This is a genomic window from Paenibacillus sp. FSL R5-0928 (assembly GCF_037970385.1).
GTDB lineage: Bacteria > Bacillota > Bacilli > Paenibacillales > Paenibacillaceae > Paenibacillus_AQ > Paenibacillus_AQ odorifer.
In genome coordinates this window covers 5,458,824-5,473,488 of sequence record NZ_CP150225.1, presented here as the reverse complement: position 1 = coordinate 5,473,488, position 14,665 = coordinate 5,458,824, and the positions used below count along the sequence as shown (strand labels likewise).

The window sequence follows — 14,665 nt, the reverse complement described above, 5'->3', positions numbered from 1 at the left end:
TTCTCTTCACATTAACCCAGAGGAAGGTCTCGGATGAAAAAAGTAATGATTGAATTTAAGGATTTCAGCTTTCAATATCGGGCACAGCAGGAACCCACACTGCAGGGGATCAACTTAACGATTGTTGAAGGGGAAAAGGTGCTTATCGTGGGGCCTTCAGGTTCTGGGAAAAGTACACTTGCTCATTGTATTAATGGTCTCATTCCTTTTGCTTACAGTGGGGAAATATCAGGTTCATTACGGATTATGGGCCAGGAGCAGAAGGATCTGAGTATTGCAGAGCTGTCCAATCAGGTGGGTACTGTATTGCAGGACCCGGATGGACAATTTGTAGGATTAACGGTTGGTGAGGATATCGCCTTCAGTCTAGAGAACCATGTGGTTCAGCAGACAGAAATGAAGAGTAAAGTGGCGGCTGCCGCAAGAGCGGTGGATATCCACGAATTTCTGGCTTCTTCTCCTCAAGAGTTATCGGGTGGACAAAAGCAAAAAACGACCTTGGCAGGTGTTCTGGTAGGTGATGTGGACATCCTGCTCTTTGATGAACCGCTGGCAAGCTTAGATCCTTATACCGGTATAAAAGCGATTGAGCTTATTGATCGAGTGCATAAAGAGACAGGTAAAACCGTTATTATGATCGAGCATCGTCTTGAAGAGGTGCTGCATCGGGCAGTGGATCGTATTATTGTGATCCATGAAGGATGTATTGTGGCGGATATGCCGGCTGCAGAACTGTTGAGCACAACCCTACTTTCAGAAGTTGGCATTCGGGAACCTCTCTATTTAACGGCTTTAAAGTATGCCGGATGTTCGATTACAGCAAATATGAATCCGCAGCATATGAACGATATACAGTTGGAGGCGTGTTCTAATAAACTTAAGATCTGGTATGAGTGCAATCAGGCACGGCAGGATAAGCTGGATAGCCCACCCATCCTCGAGCTTAGCGATATTTCTTTTGGATACGAAAAAAATCAGCAGGTGCTAGATAAGCTCAATCTCTGTGTTCATAAAGGAGAGATGGTCTGTATAGCGGGGCGAAATGGAGCTGGAAAATCTACAGTTTCCAAGCTTATTTGTGGCTTCTATAAACCTACTTCCGGATCGATACGGATGCATGGGCGCGATATTGCTCAGGACACGATTAAGGAGCGGGCAGAGCGGATTGGTTTTGTTATGCAAAATCCCAATCATATGATTTCTAAGACACTTTTATATGACGAGGTCGCTCTAGGACTTAGACTCCGAGGTTGCTCTGAGGAGCTCGTTCGTGAACGTGTCCATCAAGTCTTGAAGGTGTGCGGACTTTATGTTTTTCGCAGCTGGCCTATCTCGGCGCTTAGTTATGGCCAGAAGAAACGGGTTACGATTGCCGCTATTCTGGTACTGGAGCCGGAAGTGATCATTTTGGATGAGCCGACTGCTGCTCAGGATTACAGGCATTATAACGAAATGATGGAATTTCTCTTGACGCTGCGGGGGCAGGGGATGACGGTCATTATGATCACGCATGATATGCACTTGATGCTGGAATATGCCGATAGAGCTATAGTGTTAGCTGATGGCGTGAAGCTTGCGGATGATAGCCCTGAGCGAATATTAACGAATACTGATGTGGTAAAAAAAGCGAACTTGAAAGAAACCTCGCTTTTTGCCCTAGCTGTAAAAGCTGAACTGAAACAACCTGAGGAGTTCGTTAGAAGGTTCATTGCGTATGATAGGAGGAGCCGAGGCGGATGAAGGCCAAAATGTTAACTTTTACGAAGCAGGATTCACCTATTCACCGTCTTACCGGCGCTACTAAGTTGATTTTATTTGTAGTGTGGTCTGTGACGGGGATGATTACATATGATACAAGATGTCTAATTGTGATGCTGTTATTTAGTTTGCTTGCCTTTAGAATTTCCAAAGTCCAATTTCAGGATTATGCTTTCGTATTATATTTCATCTTGATTTTCTTTTTGCTTAATCATATAGCTATCTTTATCTTTTCTCCTTTGGAGGGCGTACGTGTTTACGGTACACGTCATGATATTATGCACATTGCAGGCCGGTATACGGTAACTTGGGAGCAGCTATTCTATCAATTCAATATTGCCCTCAAATATGCAGTGGTCATTCCAATGGCACTATTGTTTCTTCTAACGACCCATCCCAGTGAATTTGCAGCATCCTTAAACAGAGTTGGAGTGAACTATAAAATTGCATATTCTGTATCGCTGGCTTTGCGGTACATTCCGGATATTCAACGAGATTATGAGAATATATCGTTTTCTGCTCAAGCAAGGGGAATAGATATTTCTAGAAAAGAAAAGCTGCCTAAGCGGCTAAAAAATATCATTTCGATTCTGATGCCCCTAATTTTGACTAGTATCGAGCGAATTGAAAATATCAGTACCGCTATGGAGCTGCGCGGCTTTGGCACTGAGACAAAACGAACTTGGTATAGCAGTCGCCCGTTCACGAGAGACGATTATTTTGCATTGGCTTTGTTTGCGCTGATTGGAATTTTCTCGACGGTGATCACTTTTTACGACGGTTCGCGGTTTTATAATATTTTCGATTGAAGTATAATAGTACAGTTGTGGAAAGCTGGGGTATAAAAAAACGGTACCTTTAAGCTAAGACTGAAGACGTTTTTCCAGTTTTGTCCATATAGGCAGGTAACATAATGGCAGTGCTAGAAGTGAGCAGACTACGTTGAAAATGGTCTGGGCGTGGGCGATTTGTGAAGCAGGGCCTCCACCAATCCATGCTGCACTTGCTTGTAGCAGCCCGATCATGGGCAAGAATAGTAGTGCACCGCCTACATTAAGCGCAACATGGGACCAAGCGACGAAGACGCCGGATGGCGTGCCGCCGATGGAAGCGATGACCGCTGTGACACAGGTGCCTACGTTGGCGCCCAGCACAATGGCTATACCTAGCTCAGGCGGCATGGCACCCGAGGCGGCAATGCTCATAGCCATAGCTATGACAGCAGCGCTGCTATGGAGCAGGGCTGTTAGGCACGCTCCAGCGGCGAGCCCCCATAGGGCACTTGTAGCGGCATGGTTTAGGAACCAGAGGAATAAGCCACTTTCCTGAAGTGTTCCGCCGATAGACTGCATGACAGCGATCCCCCATAGGACGAGGGCGAAGCCTGATACAGCCAGACTGATAAATTGCAGTGGCGGGGATATTTTGTGGCAGAGCTCTGCCACTCGCGATGTAGGCGGCAGTTCGCCTGCAATAACTGCCGCTGCCCACAGACTGAGCGAGGCTGCCAGCAAGGGCGTGGCCATGGTATTGATCTGAAGTCCGATCAATTCTGTAGTTAATGTGGTGCCGATGTTGCTGCCCAAGATAATGCCAAGTGTGCGGGCATAGGTGAGCAGGCCGGCATTGACCATGCCGATAGTCAACACCGTTACAGCAGTACTGCTCTGGAGTAAGGCGGACAACAGGCTGCTGGCAATCATTCCTTTAATAGGTGTTGAGGTAGCTCTATTTAGACTTGTAGTTAATAGAGGGCCTGCTAGCTTGGACAACGCCGTTTCCATCAGCTTCATGCCGGCTAGAAAGATAACAAGACCATATATGATAGGGAACAGCAAATCACTGAACATAGGGCATACTCCTTTGGACGAGGGTTGTACACCAATATATGAATGTATTGCATGGGACATGTATAAAAACATTTTTAGAAAAACAGGGAGTTGAAGTCATTGCCATCGGTTATTTTAGAACGCAATCGCAAAAAAAGACTGGAACAGGGCCATCCATGGGTCTATGCAGGTGAAGTCGCATCGGTAGAAGGAAATCCGGAAGCGGGGGGATTAGTAGATGTCCTTAATCATCAGGGCCGATTTTTGGCCGTGGGATATTACAATCCAGCGTCACAGATTCGGGTAAGAATTGTATCACAGGGACCCCTTGCGATCATGGATACAGCCTTTTTTGCAGAACGTTTTGCGAATTGTCTGCAACACAGAAATCGGTTCCTTCCGGGTGCGGATGCTTATCGCTTGGTTTATGGTGAAGCGGACTTTTTGCCGGGGCTTATTGTAGATCGATTCGGAGATATTTTGGTTGTGCAGCTGCTTACGCTCGGAATGGACAAGCGGCGTGCAGAAATCGTCGAAGCATTGGTGCAGGTTATGGCACCGCGCGGAATCTATGAGCGCAGTGATGTTAGTGTGCGCGAGCTTGAAGGTATGGAGCAGACAACGGGTTTGCTGTATGGGGGGTGTCCACGGCATGTAACTGTGAGTGAGAATGGCCTGAAGCTGGTCGTTGATATTGAAGAAGGCCAGAAGACTGGCTACTTCTTTGACCAACGTGAGAATAGAGCTTCTATTGCTCCGCTCATGAAAGGCTGGGGGGGACGAAGCGGCATTACGCTGCAGGAAATCGAAACTGAGGAGGGTTCGCTACAGACCTTGCCAGTTAATAAGAGCGGTAAACATGTAACGTTCCCTTATTGGGACGGTGCGACAGTGCTGGAATGCTTCTCACATACGGGCAGCTTCACGCTGCATGCCTGCAAGTATGGCGCGAAAAAAGTAACCTGCCTCGATGTTTCAGCGCATGCCATTGAGAGTGCCAAAGTGAATGTGGAGCTGAACGGCTTTAGCGATCGTGTTGAATTCGTAGTGGATGATGCTTTTGCATATTTACGGAATCAGGTTAAAGGACTAGAGGAACGTTCTGAACGGGCGACAGTTGCAAGTGGAACAGAGACGGCAGCAACTGCTGCAAATCCTAAATCCGGAGGCAAAACAGCCAAAACCGACACATCCAAGCCGATGACGGCAGGTGGAGGAAGAACTTGGGATGTAGTCATCCTGGACCCTCCGGCGTTTGCCAAAACCAAAAGTGCAGTAGCTGGCGCTTGCCGTGGTTACAAGGATATCAATCTGCACGGGATGAAGCTGGTGAACGAAGGCGGCTATTTGGTTACCGCAAGCTGTTCTTACCATATGCAGCCAGATCTGTTCCTCGAAACGATTGCCGATGCAGCTAAAGATGCTGGCAAGGTGTTGAGACTTGTGGAATGGCGGGCCGCAGGCAAAGACCACCCACAAATACTTGGCGTTAATGAAGGACACTATCTGAAGTTTGCGATTTTTGAAGTGCGGAGTAAAAAATAAGCCTGAAGGTCAAAAAGGTTTACATTGCCAAGTAACAAATAGGATAAAAGGGCTGGACGTAGGGTGGCCGTGAGTCGACTGTAAGGCAAGTAGTTGCCAACGGACTCAGATGACTCTATTTAGCGTAAACAGCCTATTATTGAATTCTTACGGACCCCAAAGGCGCTATTGCTCTTAAAACACCCGTAATGCAACACATTTTCGAAGAATAGCGTCAATGGGGTCCGAAAAGTTGCCAAAACAGCACTGAATCCACGAATAACGGCTCCTGGGTCTGTAAGTAATTAATGAAACAAGCCTAGCCGAAAATGTGCAATTTGAACGCAGAATACCGAATGCCGAATGCCGAATGCCGAACGCTGGACGCTGGACGCTGGACGCTGGACGCTGGACGCTGAATGCCGAACGCTGGATGCTGAACGCTGAACACCGAACAGTCTAACATTGACCCTATGCTCCGACATTGGCAGCTCTAATCTAACGTTGCACATCTGGCATTAAAAACAAACTAAACACTCTAAAAAGCAAGCCGCCAAAATCCGGAGGTTTGCTTTTTTTTATTTGTACTCGTAGCTGTTATCCTTTGTAAAACATTAGAAAATACTAGCAAACACATGTTCCGATTAGTGTGGTTATGATATACTGAAGGGACGAGGAATCACTGAACTTTTTTAATTGGAGTGTAATCAATAGGTGGATATTTCACCTTGTAATTTATATATTTTCTCCGTTACGGAAGGAGTCTATCATTTATGTCGGTAACCTTTTTACTAGGCCGCTCGGGCAGTGGCAAGACAACAAAAATATGGGAATCTATCTCTTCTTCCTTAGAGAAGGAACCGCTTGGTGCGCCGATTATTATTCTTGTGCCAGAGCAAGGTTCTTTTGGAGCAGAACGGGGGCTTTTGACCGTAGGGAATGTGAAGGGAAGCCTTCGGGCGCAGACACTGAGTTTTTCGCGGCTTGCCTATCGTGTGAAGCAGGAAACTGGTGGCAGTGCAAGTCTGCCAATCAGTGATGAAGGTAAGAAAATGTTAATTTACAAAATCATCAGTCGTCGCAAAGAGGAACTGAAATTGTTCGGTGCCTCAGCAGACAGACCGGGTTTTGTGGAACGTCTGAACCAACTGCACACGGAGATGAAGCGTTGCTGTTTGGGTTCCACTGATTTAGAAGAGCAGTTGTCCGCTATGCGAGGAGCTATTGCAAGAAGTCCTATTCTTGAGGGTAAGCTGGATGATTTGCAGCTGGTATTCAGCGATTTAGAGAAGGAAATGTCACGTCTCTATATCGATGAAGAGGATCGTTTAGCAGAACTGGCTGAGCATATTCCTGATTCCTCCTACATTCGCGGGGCGGAGATTTGGGTAGATGGATTCCATGGATTTACTCCGCAGGAATTCGTAGTGCTTCGAGAATTGATGCAGCAAGCTTCGAAGCTGACCGTTTCGCTTACAATTGATCGTCCTTACCCATATGGAGATCAGTTGAATGAGCTTGAATTGTTTCACCCCACTGCGGTTACTTACATTAAACTGCGTGGAATAGCTGAAGAGCTGGGCATTGATGTGTGGGACGAGCTGCTGGAGCCAACGGTTCTTCCGCGTTTTGAAGAAAGTCCAGTACTTGCTCACCTTGAACGGGGATATGATCGCCGGAAGGCCTGGATAGGTGCGGATGAACTGGCAAGAGAGGCTATATCCATAGGCGCCGCAGTTTCGCACAGAGCAGAGGTTGAGGGAGCACTGCGCGAAATGACTAGACTGGCGCGTGATGAAGGTGCAAAATATGGCGAAATGGCTGTATTGATGCGCAATATTGGCGATTACGAGCAGCTGATCCAACCGTTGTTCCAAGATTACGGAGTGCCATTTTTTCTGGACCAGAAGGTAAATGAGCTGCATCATCCGCTAGTGGAATTTATACGTTCCGCGCTGGATGTAGTGCGTCGTCGCTGGCGTTACGAGGATGTATTCCGTTGCGTAAAGACGGAGCTTTTGCTTCCGCTAGACGGTAGTATTACACGTGAGGATATGGATGCTTTAGAAAACTATGTGCTGGCTTGTGGGATTCAAGGGTATCGCTGGACGGATGGCCGCTCATGGAAAGGTATTCCTAGCTTGTCGCTGGAAGGCGGCAGACAGATGGATGATGAACTGCTTGCTACTATGGAACGATGCCGTGCTAGTATAACAGGACCATTATTTGCTTTTGAGAAACGAATCCAGAAAAGCCGTAGCGGCCTTGAACTATGTACGGCAATGTACAAGCTGCTTGAAGAGACGGATGTTGCACGAAAGCTGGAGAAACTCAGTGTTAAGTCTATGGAGAAGGGCCAACCCGAGAAGGCTAGGGAACATAGCCAGTTGTGGGGTGCGGTACTTGATCTGCTAGATCAGATAGTAGAAATGATGGGCAATGAAAGACTTGAGTTTGAAGTGTTCACCGGAGTTCTAGAGACAGGACTTGCTGAGCTTAAAATGGGACTAGTTCCGCCCGCACTGGATCAAGTATTGGTCGGCAATATGGATCGGACTCGCCCAACGGGGGTTAAATACGCTTTTTTGCTTGGATTTAATGAAGGTGTTGTGCCTGCGCAGTTTAAGGAAGATGGAATTCTCTCGGAAGGTGAACGCTCCGTACTAGAGAATGCTGGAATGGAGCTTGCTCCCGGCGCTTCTCGTAAACTGCTGGACGAGCGGTTTCTGATCTATAATGCGCTAACGACAGGAAGCCGAAAGCTCTGGATTAGCTACGCTACAGCAGATGATGAGGGCAAAGCTCTCCTTCCCTCTGAGGTTATCCGGCATTTGCATAGAATGTTCCCAAGGGTTCAAGAGCATAGCTTGTCAGCACTTCCCCCTGCGGGACTACCGGCAGAAGTCGGAAATTCTATTCATCTCGGTTTCATTGGTCAACCAGAACAGAGTCTTCGCGCATTGATTATGCAGCTGCGGCAGTGGCGCCAGGGGACAGAAATTCCGGAGCTATGGTGGGATGTGTATAACTGGTTTACTAAGAACGAAGATCGTAAATTTCAACTGGAACGTTTGCTAAGCTCACTGTTCTATCGTAATGAGGGAACGAAGCTAAAGCGTGGCACAAGCCTCAGATTGTATGGTGGCTCAACACTGCGGGGCAGTGTGTCCCGGATGGAGAAATTTGTTGCGTGCTCATTTTCCCATTTTGCGTCCTACGGACTAAGACTGAAGGAGCGTCAGCTATATAAGCTGCAAGCACCTGATATTGGACAGCTGTTCCATGCTGCGTTAAGTGATATGGCGATAAGACTGAAACAAGAGGGACGGGGCTGGGGCAGCTTGTCTCCGGATGAATGTCGGCGTGAGGCCAGTGAGACAGTAGAGCGGCTATCTCCGATGTTGCAGGGTGAAATCCTAATGAGCTCCAAACGTTACGGGTACATCTCCCGTAAACTTAAGAATATTGTTGGACGTGCTTCTGTGATTCTGGGCGAGCATGCCCGCCGGGGCAGCTTTGAGCCAGTAGGGCTGGAGCTGGACTTTGGACCGGATAAGGAGTTGCCGCCTTTAAGGATTACGCTGCCAAATGGCTGCGTGATGGAGGTTGTTGGCCGGATTGACCGTGTAGATATGGCCCGTGGAGAGAACGGAATTCTTCTGCGGGTAATTGATTATAAATCGAGCCAAAAGGATCTCAAGCTGCATGAGGTGTATTATGGATTATCGCTGCAAATGCTGACTTATTTGGATGTGCTGCTAACATATTCGGAGCAATGGCTGGGGCAGCCGGCACTTCCAGCCGGCACACTTTATTTCCATGTGCATGATCCGTTGTTGACCTCATCCAATGGGATGAACAAGGAACAGGCTGAGCAAGAGCTGTTGAAACGCTTCAAGATGAAAGGACTGCTTACAGCAGATCGTGAGGTTGTCTCCCTGATGGATACCACTTTAGACAAAGGGTATTCTTCTATCGTGCCTGTAGCAGTAAAAGCTGACGGCAGCTTTTATAGCAGTGCTTCAGTAGCTACACCAGAGCAGTGGGGTCATCTATTATCCTCCGTTAGAGGGACAATCTCGGATATCGGGACACGGATTACAGAAGGTGATGTGGCGATTGAGCCGTACCGAATTGGGCAGGAGACCGCCTGCACATTCTGTTCCTTTAGACCTGTCTGCCAGTTCGATGAAGCTGTGGAAGGCAACAGCTATAACAATCTGGGTAAGCCAGGGAAGGACGTTATATGGGATCTGCTGTCCCGCAAAGGAGGAACTACACCTTGAGTATGAAGGTTGAAATAGAAGCGAAACCGGAAGGAAGTATATGGAGTGATGACCAGTGGCGCGCCATTGCGGAGAGCGGTGATGACATCCTCGTTGCTGCGGCAGCAGGTTCCGGTAAGACGGCGGTGCTGGTAGAACGGATTATTCGAAAAATCAGTAAGGAAGAGAACGGCCTCAGTGTAGACAGGCTATTAGTAGCTACGTTTACCAAAGCTGCGGCTGCCGAAATGCGGCAGCGGATCAGGGAAGCCCTTGATCGGGAGCTGGAGGAGAATGGGGAGAACGACCATTTGCGCCGTCAGCTATCCCTGCTGGGCAAAGCTTCGATTACAACGTTGCACTCCTTCTGTCTGGAAGTGATCCGGCGTTATTATCAAATGATTCCGATTGATCCGGGTTTTCGCATATTAAATGAGCATGAAGCGGAGATGATGCGGCAGGAGCTGCTCGAAGAGTTGCTGGAGGAAAAGTACGGTGAAGCAGGTGCGGATGGCGAGGATAGTATATTTGTGCAGCTCGCTGATTGGTTCAGTGGTGAACGCAGTGATGATGCAGTGCATGCGCTCATACAGCGATTGCATGATTATGCCCGCAGCCATCCTTGGCCTGCGCAATGGCTCCGTGATACTGCAGCTGATTTCTCATTGCCAGACACCGAAAGTCTGGGTGGAACGCCATGGGTGCTGAGCATTCTTGAAGAAGCGAAGCTGACACTTGCGGGCGCAGCCAGTCAGCTGATTCAAGGCCGGGAGATTGCACTGCAGCCGGGCGGTCCGGCACCCTATGCTGAGAATTTAACCGCTGATCTTGAGATGGTAAATGCACTGCAGGATGCCGTAAACGAACGACCTTGGGCAGAATTATATGATATTTTCATGGAAGTATATTTTGGGAAATTAAAGGCTTGTAAGAAGGATTCGACAGATCCTGGACTGCAGGAGATGGTGAAGGAACTGCGCGACAGTGTGAAGAAGAGTATTTTAGATCTTCAGAAAGCATTGTTTGGCCGTCCGCCTGAGGTTTTTTTGAAAGAGCTGAACGAAGCGGCTCCACTGATGGCAGAGCTTGCAGAGACAGTGATAGCATTCGGTGAACGTTATAGAATTGAAAAAGCAGGAAGAGGTCTAGTCGACTTCAGTGATTTGGAGCATTATTGTCTGCAAATTCTACGCCATCCGGACTCTACGCCCGGTCATTCCCTGCCTTCTGATGCAGCTATGGAATACCGTGCTCAATTCGATGAGGTTCTGCTGGATGAGTATCAGGATACGAATAGTGTGCAAGAGGAGATTGTGCGGCTAATATCCCGTGAAACACCCGGTAACCGGTTTATGGTCGGAGATATGAAGCAAAGTATCTATCGATTCCGTCTGGCGGAGCCGGGGCTATTCCTGGATAAATACCGCAGCTTTGGCTCACACCAAATCGATGATCTATCTGAAATTACTAATGAATCATCTAGCGGTTCGGTCATCGATCTGGCCCGTAATTTTCGCAGTCGCATGGAGGTTGTAAATGCCGTCAATATGATCTTCCGGCAGATTATGAATGAGACGGTAGCGGAGATTAATTATGATGAACGCGCTGAGCTTGTTTACGGAGCGAATTTCCCAGGTGCAGCAGAGAAGGGGCCTGATATCTTTTTTGCACCGGAGTTATTATTGATTGATCGTGGTTCGGCAGCAGGGAAGTCAGAAGAGACCTCTGAAGACGGTGAGGCGCCACTTCAGGAGAGTGAAGCCATTGAGAGCGAGACGGCGCAGCTGGAAGCGCGGGCAATTGCCCGGCGTATTTCACAAATGACGGGGATGACCGGTGGATCGCCACTGCTTATCTACGATAAAGGACTCAAGATTATGCGCCCGGTTATTTACGGTGATATCGTGATCCTGCTTCGCTCGGCAAGAATCTGGACCCCTCTAATCATCGAAGAGCTTCGGATGGAAGGAATCCCTGCTTATGGTGATCTGAATAAAGGTTATTTTGAAGCTACAGAAGTGGAAATTGCACTTTCCCTCTTAAAAATAGTTGATAATCCTCAGCAGGACATTCCGCTGGCTGGCGTACTTCGTTCACCTGTGGTCGGATTAACGGAAGAAGAATTGGCTACGGTGCGTATGTGTAGTCAGGGTCCTTTTTTTCAAGCAGTACAGATGGCGGTGGATATGCAAGATGCAAAAGAGGCTGAAGAAGAGTATGACCTCTTCTCGGCTCATGTGATTGAATCCGCAAGCACCGTTGAAAATAATGTTTTACCTGATAAAGATCTGCCGCAGATCAGTCCAGAACTGAAGCGCAAGCTTAAACATTTCCTAGAACAGCTGGAAAGCTGGAGAAATGCGGCTAGACAAGGTAGTCTCAGTGAGCTGATCTGGCGTATCTATGGGGAGAGCGGCTATCTGGAATGGGTTGGAGGACTGCCTGGAGGCTCGCAGCGCCAGAACAATCTTAAAGCTTTGTATGATCGGGCTGTGCAATTTGAGAATGACACCGCAGCACGCGGATTGTTCCGTTTTCTGGTGTTCATTTCACGGCTTCGTGAGAATGGCGGAGATCTGGGTGTAGCTGGCGGTGGCGGTGAAGAAGGCAATGGCGTCAGAATCATGACCATCCATAAATCCAAAGGTCTGGAGTTCCCTGTTGTTTTTGTAGCCGGGATGGCAAAACAGTTCAATCGACAAGATTTGCATTCGCCATTTCTTATGCACAAAGAGCTTGGCTTTGGGCCACGTTTTGTGGAACGGGAAACGCGAGTTAGTTACCCAACACTTCCTTATCTGGCTATTAACCGGCGTACACGGCTTGAGTTATTAGCTGAGGAAATGCGTGTATTATATGTGGCGTTAACTCGTCCGAGAGATAAAATGATTCTAGTGGGCACCGTAAGAGATTTGCCACGCAAAATCGCTAGCTGGAGCAGCGTACAGAACCGGGATGAGCTGCTGCTTGCAGACCATCTGCTGGCCCGAGGGCGCAGCTATTTGGATTGGGTTGGACCGGCATTGATCCGGCACCCTGCTGCGGCGATTCTTCGTAAGCTGGGCGGTTCAGAAGGTACCGTCTCCACGGTGCTGCACAATGATGTGTCCAACTGGAGCATCAGTGTGCAAAATGCTTCCGAACTTAATTCTGGGGCGTTCCTGCCAACGGATCAGACTGAAGATAAGGTAGAGGAACGGCAAGCTGTACTCGAAGCACTGCATAAGGGTGAATCTGTAAATATATATGAAACAGAGACTAGCGATGAAATTGCTAGAAGACTGGAATGGAATTATCCGTATGCGGCAGCCTCAGGTATTCCGGCTAAAACTTCTGTTACGGAGTTAAAAGCGTTGTTGTCATTACAGGAGCAGCCCTCTTTTGATCTGCTGGAAGAAGGCAATTCTACAACCTCAATAGAAAACGATAAACGTCCAAGTGTTGCAGGTGCGGACAGTCTTCATTTGCGGCGTCCGAAATTTATGGAAAAACGCAGTCTGACCCCAGCGGAACGCGGGACAGCATACCATACAGTCATGCAGCATATTCCGCTGGAGGGTTCAGTTGATCCTATGGTTGTGGAAGAAACCTTAGCCCGACTTCAGAGAGTGGCTATTCTAACTGCTGAGCAGGTGGAGGCTGTAGCTCCCGATCAGATAGAAGCTTTTTATACTAATGAACTTGGACGTAGATTAATAGCTTCTTCTTGGAAGCTTAGAGAAATGCCATTCAGTTATATGGTTCCCGCAGGTGAGGCTTATCGAGGGCTCGATTATATGAATGAAGCCGTCTCGGAGCTTACCCCTGAGAACAATAAGGAAGGCTTTAGTGAGGCTGTGCTAATTCAAGGGGTCATTGACTGCCTGTTCCGAGAAGAGGACCGGATTATTCTGCTAGACTATAAGACGGACTCTGTATTAGAACATCAGGGCGGCCTAGAAGCACTTAAGGAAAAATATCGTTTTCAGCTAGAGTTATACAGCAAGGCATTACATGATATTTTGGGAGAACCGATCAGCGAGATTTGGCTGTACTTTTTTGACGGCGATCATGCTGTGAAATTATAAATTATTCATTGCCGCATAGGAGCGGGGAAAGAGGACGAAGATGCGGATATTGCATACGGGGGATTGGCACTTGGGCCGTACGCTGGAGGGAAGAAGCCGCCAGAAGGAGCAAGAGCAGTTCATAGATGAATTGGTGGAGATCGCCGATTTTCATAAGGTGGATTTGATTATGATGGCGGGAGATGTGTACGATTCCGTTAATCCACCAGCGGCTTCGGAGCAATTATTCTATGAGGCTGCTGCCAGGCTATCTTCAGGGGGCAGGCCCCTTGTGGTGATTGCCGGCAATCATGACCAACCGGAGCGCGTATCTTCAGTCTCCCCGCTTGTATTAAGGCAGGGGATTACCTTGGTAGGACTTCCAACCTCAGAGCCAGTGACAGTTCATGCTGCGCGCACGGGTGAGATTGCCAAAATCGCAGCCCTTCCCTATCCCTCTGAGGCACGTCTCGGTGAGTTGCTTGCTGGGGACAGCGGGGAAGAGGAGCTTCGATTAGCTTACAGCGCACGGGTAGGCAAACTTATGCAATTGTTGGGAAGGGAATTTACCCGACAAACCGTAAATTTGGCGATGAGCCATATTTATGTGCTGGGTGGTGTAGAGAGTGATTCGGAACGCCCGATTCAGGTGGGCGGGGCTTACACTGTAGACCCTTCTGCTTTATCCTGTGGAGCGCAATATACTGCCCTAGGCCATCTTCATCGCGCTCAGCGTGTTAAAGGGGAAGGGATGATCCGTTATAGCGGATCCCCGTTGGCATATAGCTTTTCTGAAGCAGGACAAGCCAAGTCGGTGACGCTGATTGATATTGCGCCGGGCGGTGAGCCGACCTTCGAAGAAATCTATCTTCGCTGTGGACGCCCACTTGTAAGATGGAGCTCTACGGGTGGATTGCAAGAGGTATATAACTGGTTGGATGAAGGTAGAGATGCTTCTGCTTTTATAGATTTGGAGATTCGGCTCAGTGAAGCTATGTCGATGAATGATATTCAGCGCCTGCGTAAATCACGTGAGGGGATCATTCATATTCGTCCGATTTATCCGCAAATGGAGCTGGAGCTTGAACAGATTTCCCGTTCACGTATGCCTGTACAGGAATTGTTCCGTAAATTCTATCAGCGCCAGACGGGCGGGGCGGAGCCGGAGGATCGTTTGATTGAGCTGTTCTTACAGCTAACCGAAGAAGAACGGCAGCAGCCGGAGGAAGGAGAGGAGAACTAA

General features: G+C 48.3%; 7 protein-coding genes. 6 read left to right on the top strand and 1 reads right to left on the bottom strand.

Annotated elements, in window-relative coordinates; all coding sequences use genetic code 11:
• Window positions 1–33: 33 nt before the first annotated feature.
• Entirely contained in the window at window positions 34–1,740 is a 1,707-nt protein-coding gene (locus tag MKZ16_RS24740) for an ABC transporter ATP-binding protein (protein ID WP_038572911.1), read from the top strand.
• The gene (locus tag MKZ16_RS24735; RefSeq protein WP_038572909.1) at window positions 1,737–2,567 is read left to right on the top strand and encodes an energy-coupling factor transporter transmembrane component T; all 831 of its coding nucleotides are present in this window, start codon (window positions 1,737–1,739) and stop codon (window positions 2,565–2,567) included. Before MKZ16_RS24740 ends, MKZ16_RS24735 begins: the two co-directional genes overlap by 4 nt.
• Before the next feature lie 54 nt (window positions 2,568–2,621).
• Here MKZ16_RS24735 and MKZ16_RS24730 read toward each other — a convergent pair whose 3' ends face one another.
• Window positions 2,622–3,608 (bottom strand): Na/Pi symporter, encoded by a 987-nt coding sequence (locus MKZ16_RS24730; RefSeq protein WP_038572907.1) that lies wholly within the window; start codon window positions 3,606–3,608, stop codon window positions 2,622–2,624.
• A 99-nt stretch (window positions 3,609–3,707) separates the two neighbouring features.
• Between MKZ16_RS24730 and MKZ16_RS24725 the strand changes: the two genes are divergently transcribed.
• The 4 genes from MKZ16_RS24725 (at window position 3,708) to MKZ16_RS24710 (ending at window position 14,665) form a co-directional block, all read left to right on the top strand.
• The gene (locus MKZ16_RS24725; protein WP_076103753.1) at window positions 3,708–5,132 is read left to right on the top strand and encodes a class I SAM-dependent rRNA methyltransferase; all 1,425 of its coding nucleotides are present in this window, start codon (window positions 3,708–3,710) and stop codon (window positions 5,130–5,132) included.
• Between the two features lie 752 nt (window positions 5,133–5,884).
• Window positions 5,885–9,397: a helicase-exonuclease AddAB subunit AddB gene (addB, locus tag MKZ16_RS24720; RefSeq protein WP_076103755.1), complete on the top strand. Its 3,513-nt coding sequence runs from the start codon at window positions 5,885–5,887 to the stop codon at window positions 9,395–9,397.
• Window positions 9,398–9,399: 2 nt separating this feature from the next.
• Window positions 9,400–13,443, top strand: coding sequence for a helicase-exonuclease AddAB subunit AddA (addA, locus tag MKZ16_RS24715; protein ID WP_076103817.1), 4,044 nt, complete (start codon window positions 9,400–9,402; stop codon window positions 13,441–13,443).
• Between the two features lie 40 nt (window positions 13,444–13,483).
• A complete protein-coding gene (locus tag MKZ16_RS24710) occupies window positions 13,484–14,665 on the top strand; it encodes an exonuclease SbcCD subunit D (protein WP_076103757.1) in 1,182 nt (393 codons plus the stop codon).

Bases quoted from the DNA above. Each gene is read 5' to 3' on its own strand.
- MKZ16_RS24740 (WP_038572911.1), top strand. From the start codon at position 34: ATGAAAAAAGTAATGATTGAATTTAAGGATTTCAGCTTTCAATATCGG.
- MKZ16_RS24735 (WP_038572909.1), top strand. From the start codon at position 1,737: ATGAAGGCCAAAATGTTAACTTTTACGAAGCAGGATTCACCTATTCAC.
- MKZ16_RS24730 (WP_038572907.1), bottom strand. From the start codon at position 3,608: ATGTTCAGTGATTTGCTGTTCCCTATCATATATGGTCTTGTTATCTTT.
- addB (WP_076103755.1), top strand. From the start codon at position 5,885: ATGTCGGTAACCTTTTTACTAGGCCGCTCGGGCAGTGGCAAGACAACA.
- addA (WP_076103817.1), top strand. From the start codon at position 9,400: ATGAAGGTTGAAATAGAAGCGAAACCGGAAGGAAGTATATGGAGTGAT.
- MKZ16_RS24710 (WP_076103757.1), top strand. From the start codon at position 13,484: ATGCGGATATTGCATACGGGGGATTGGCACTTGGGCCGTACGCTGGAG.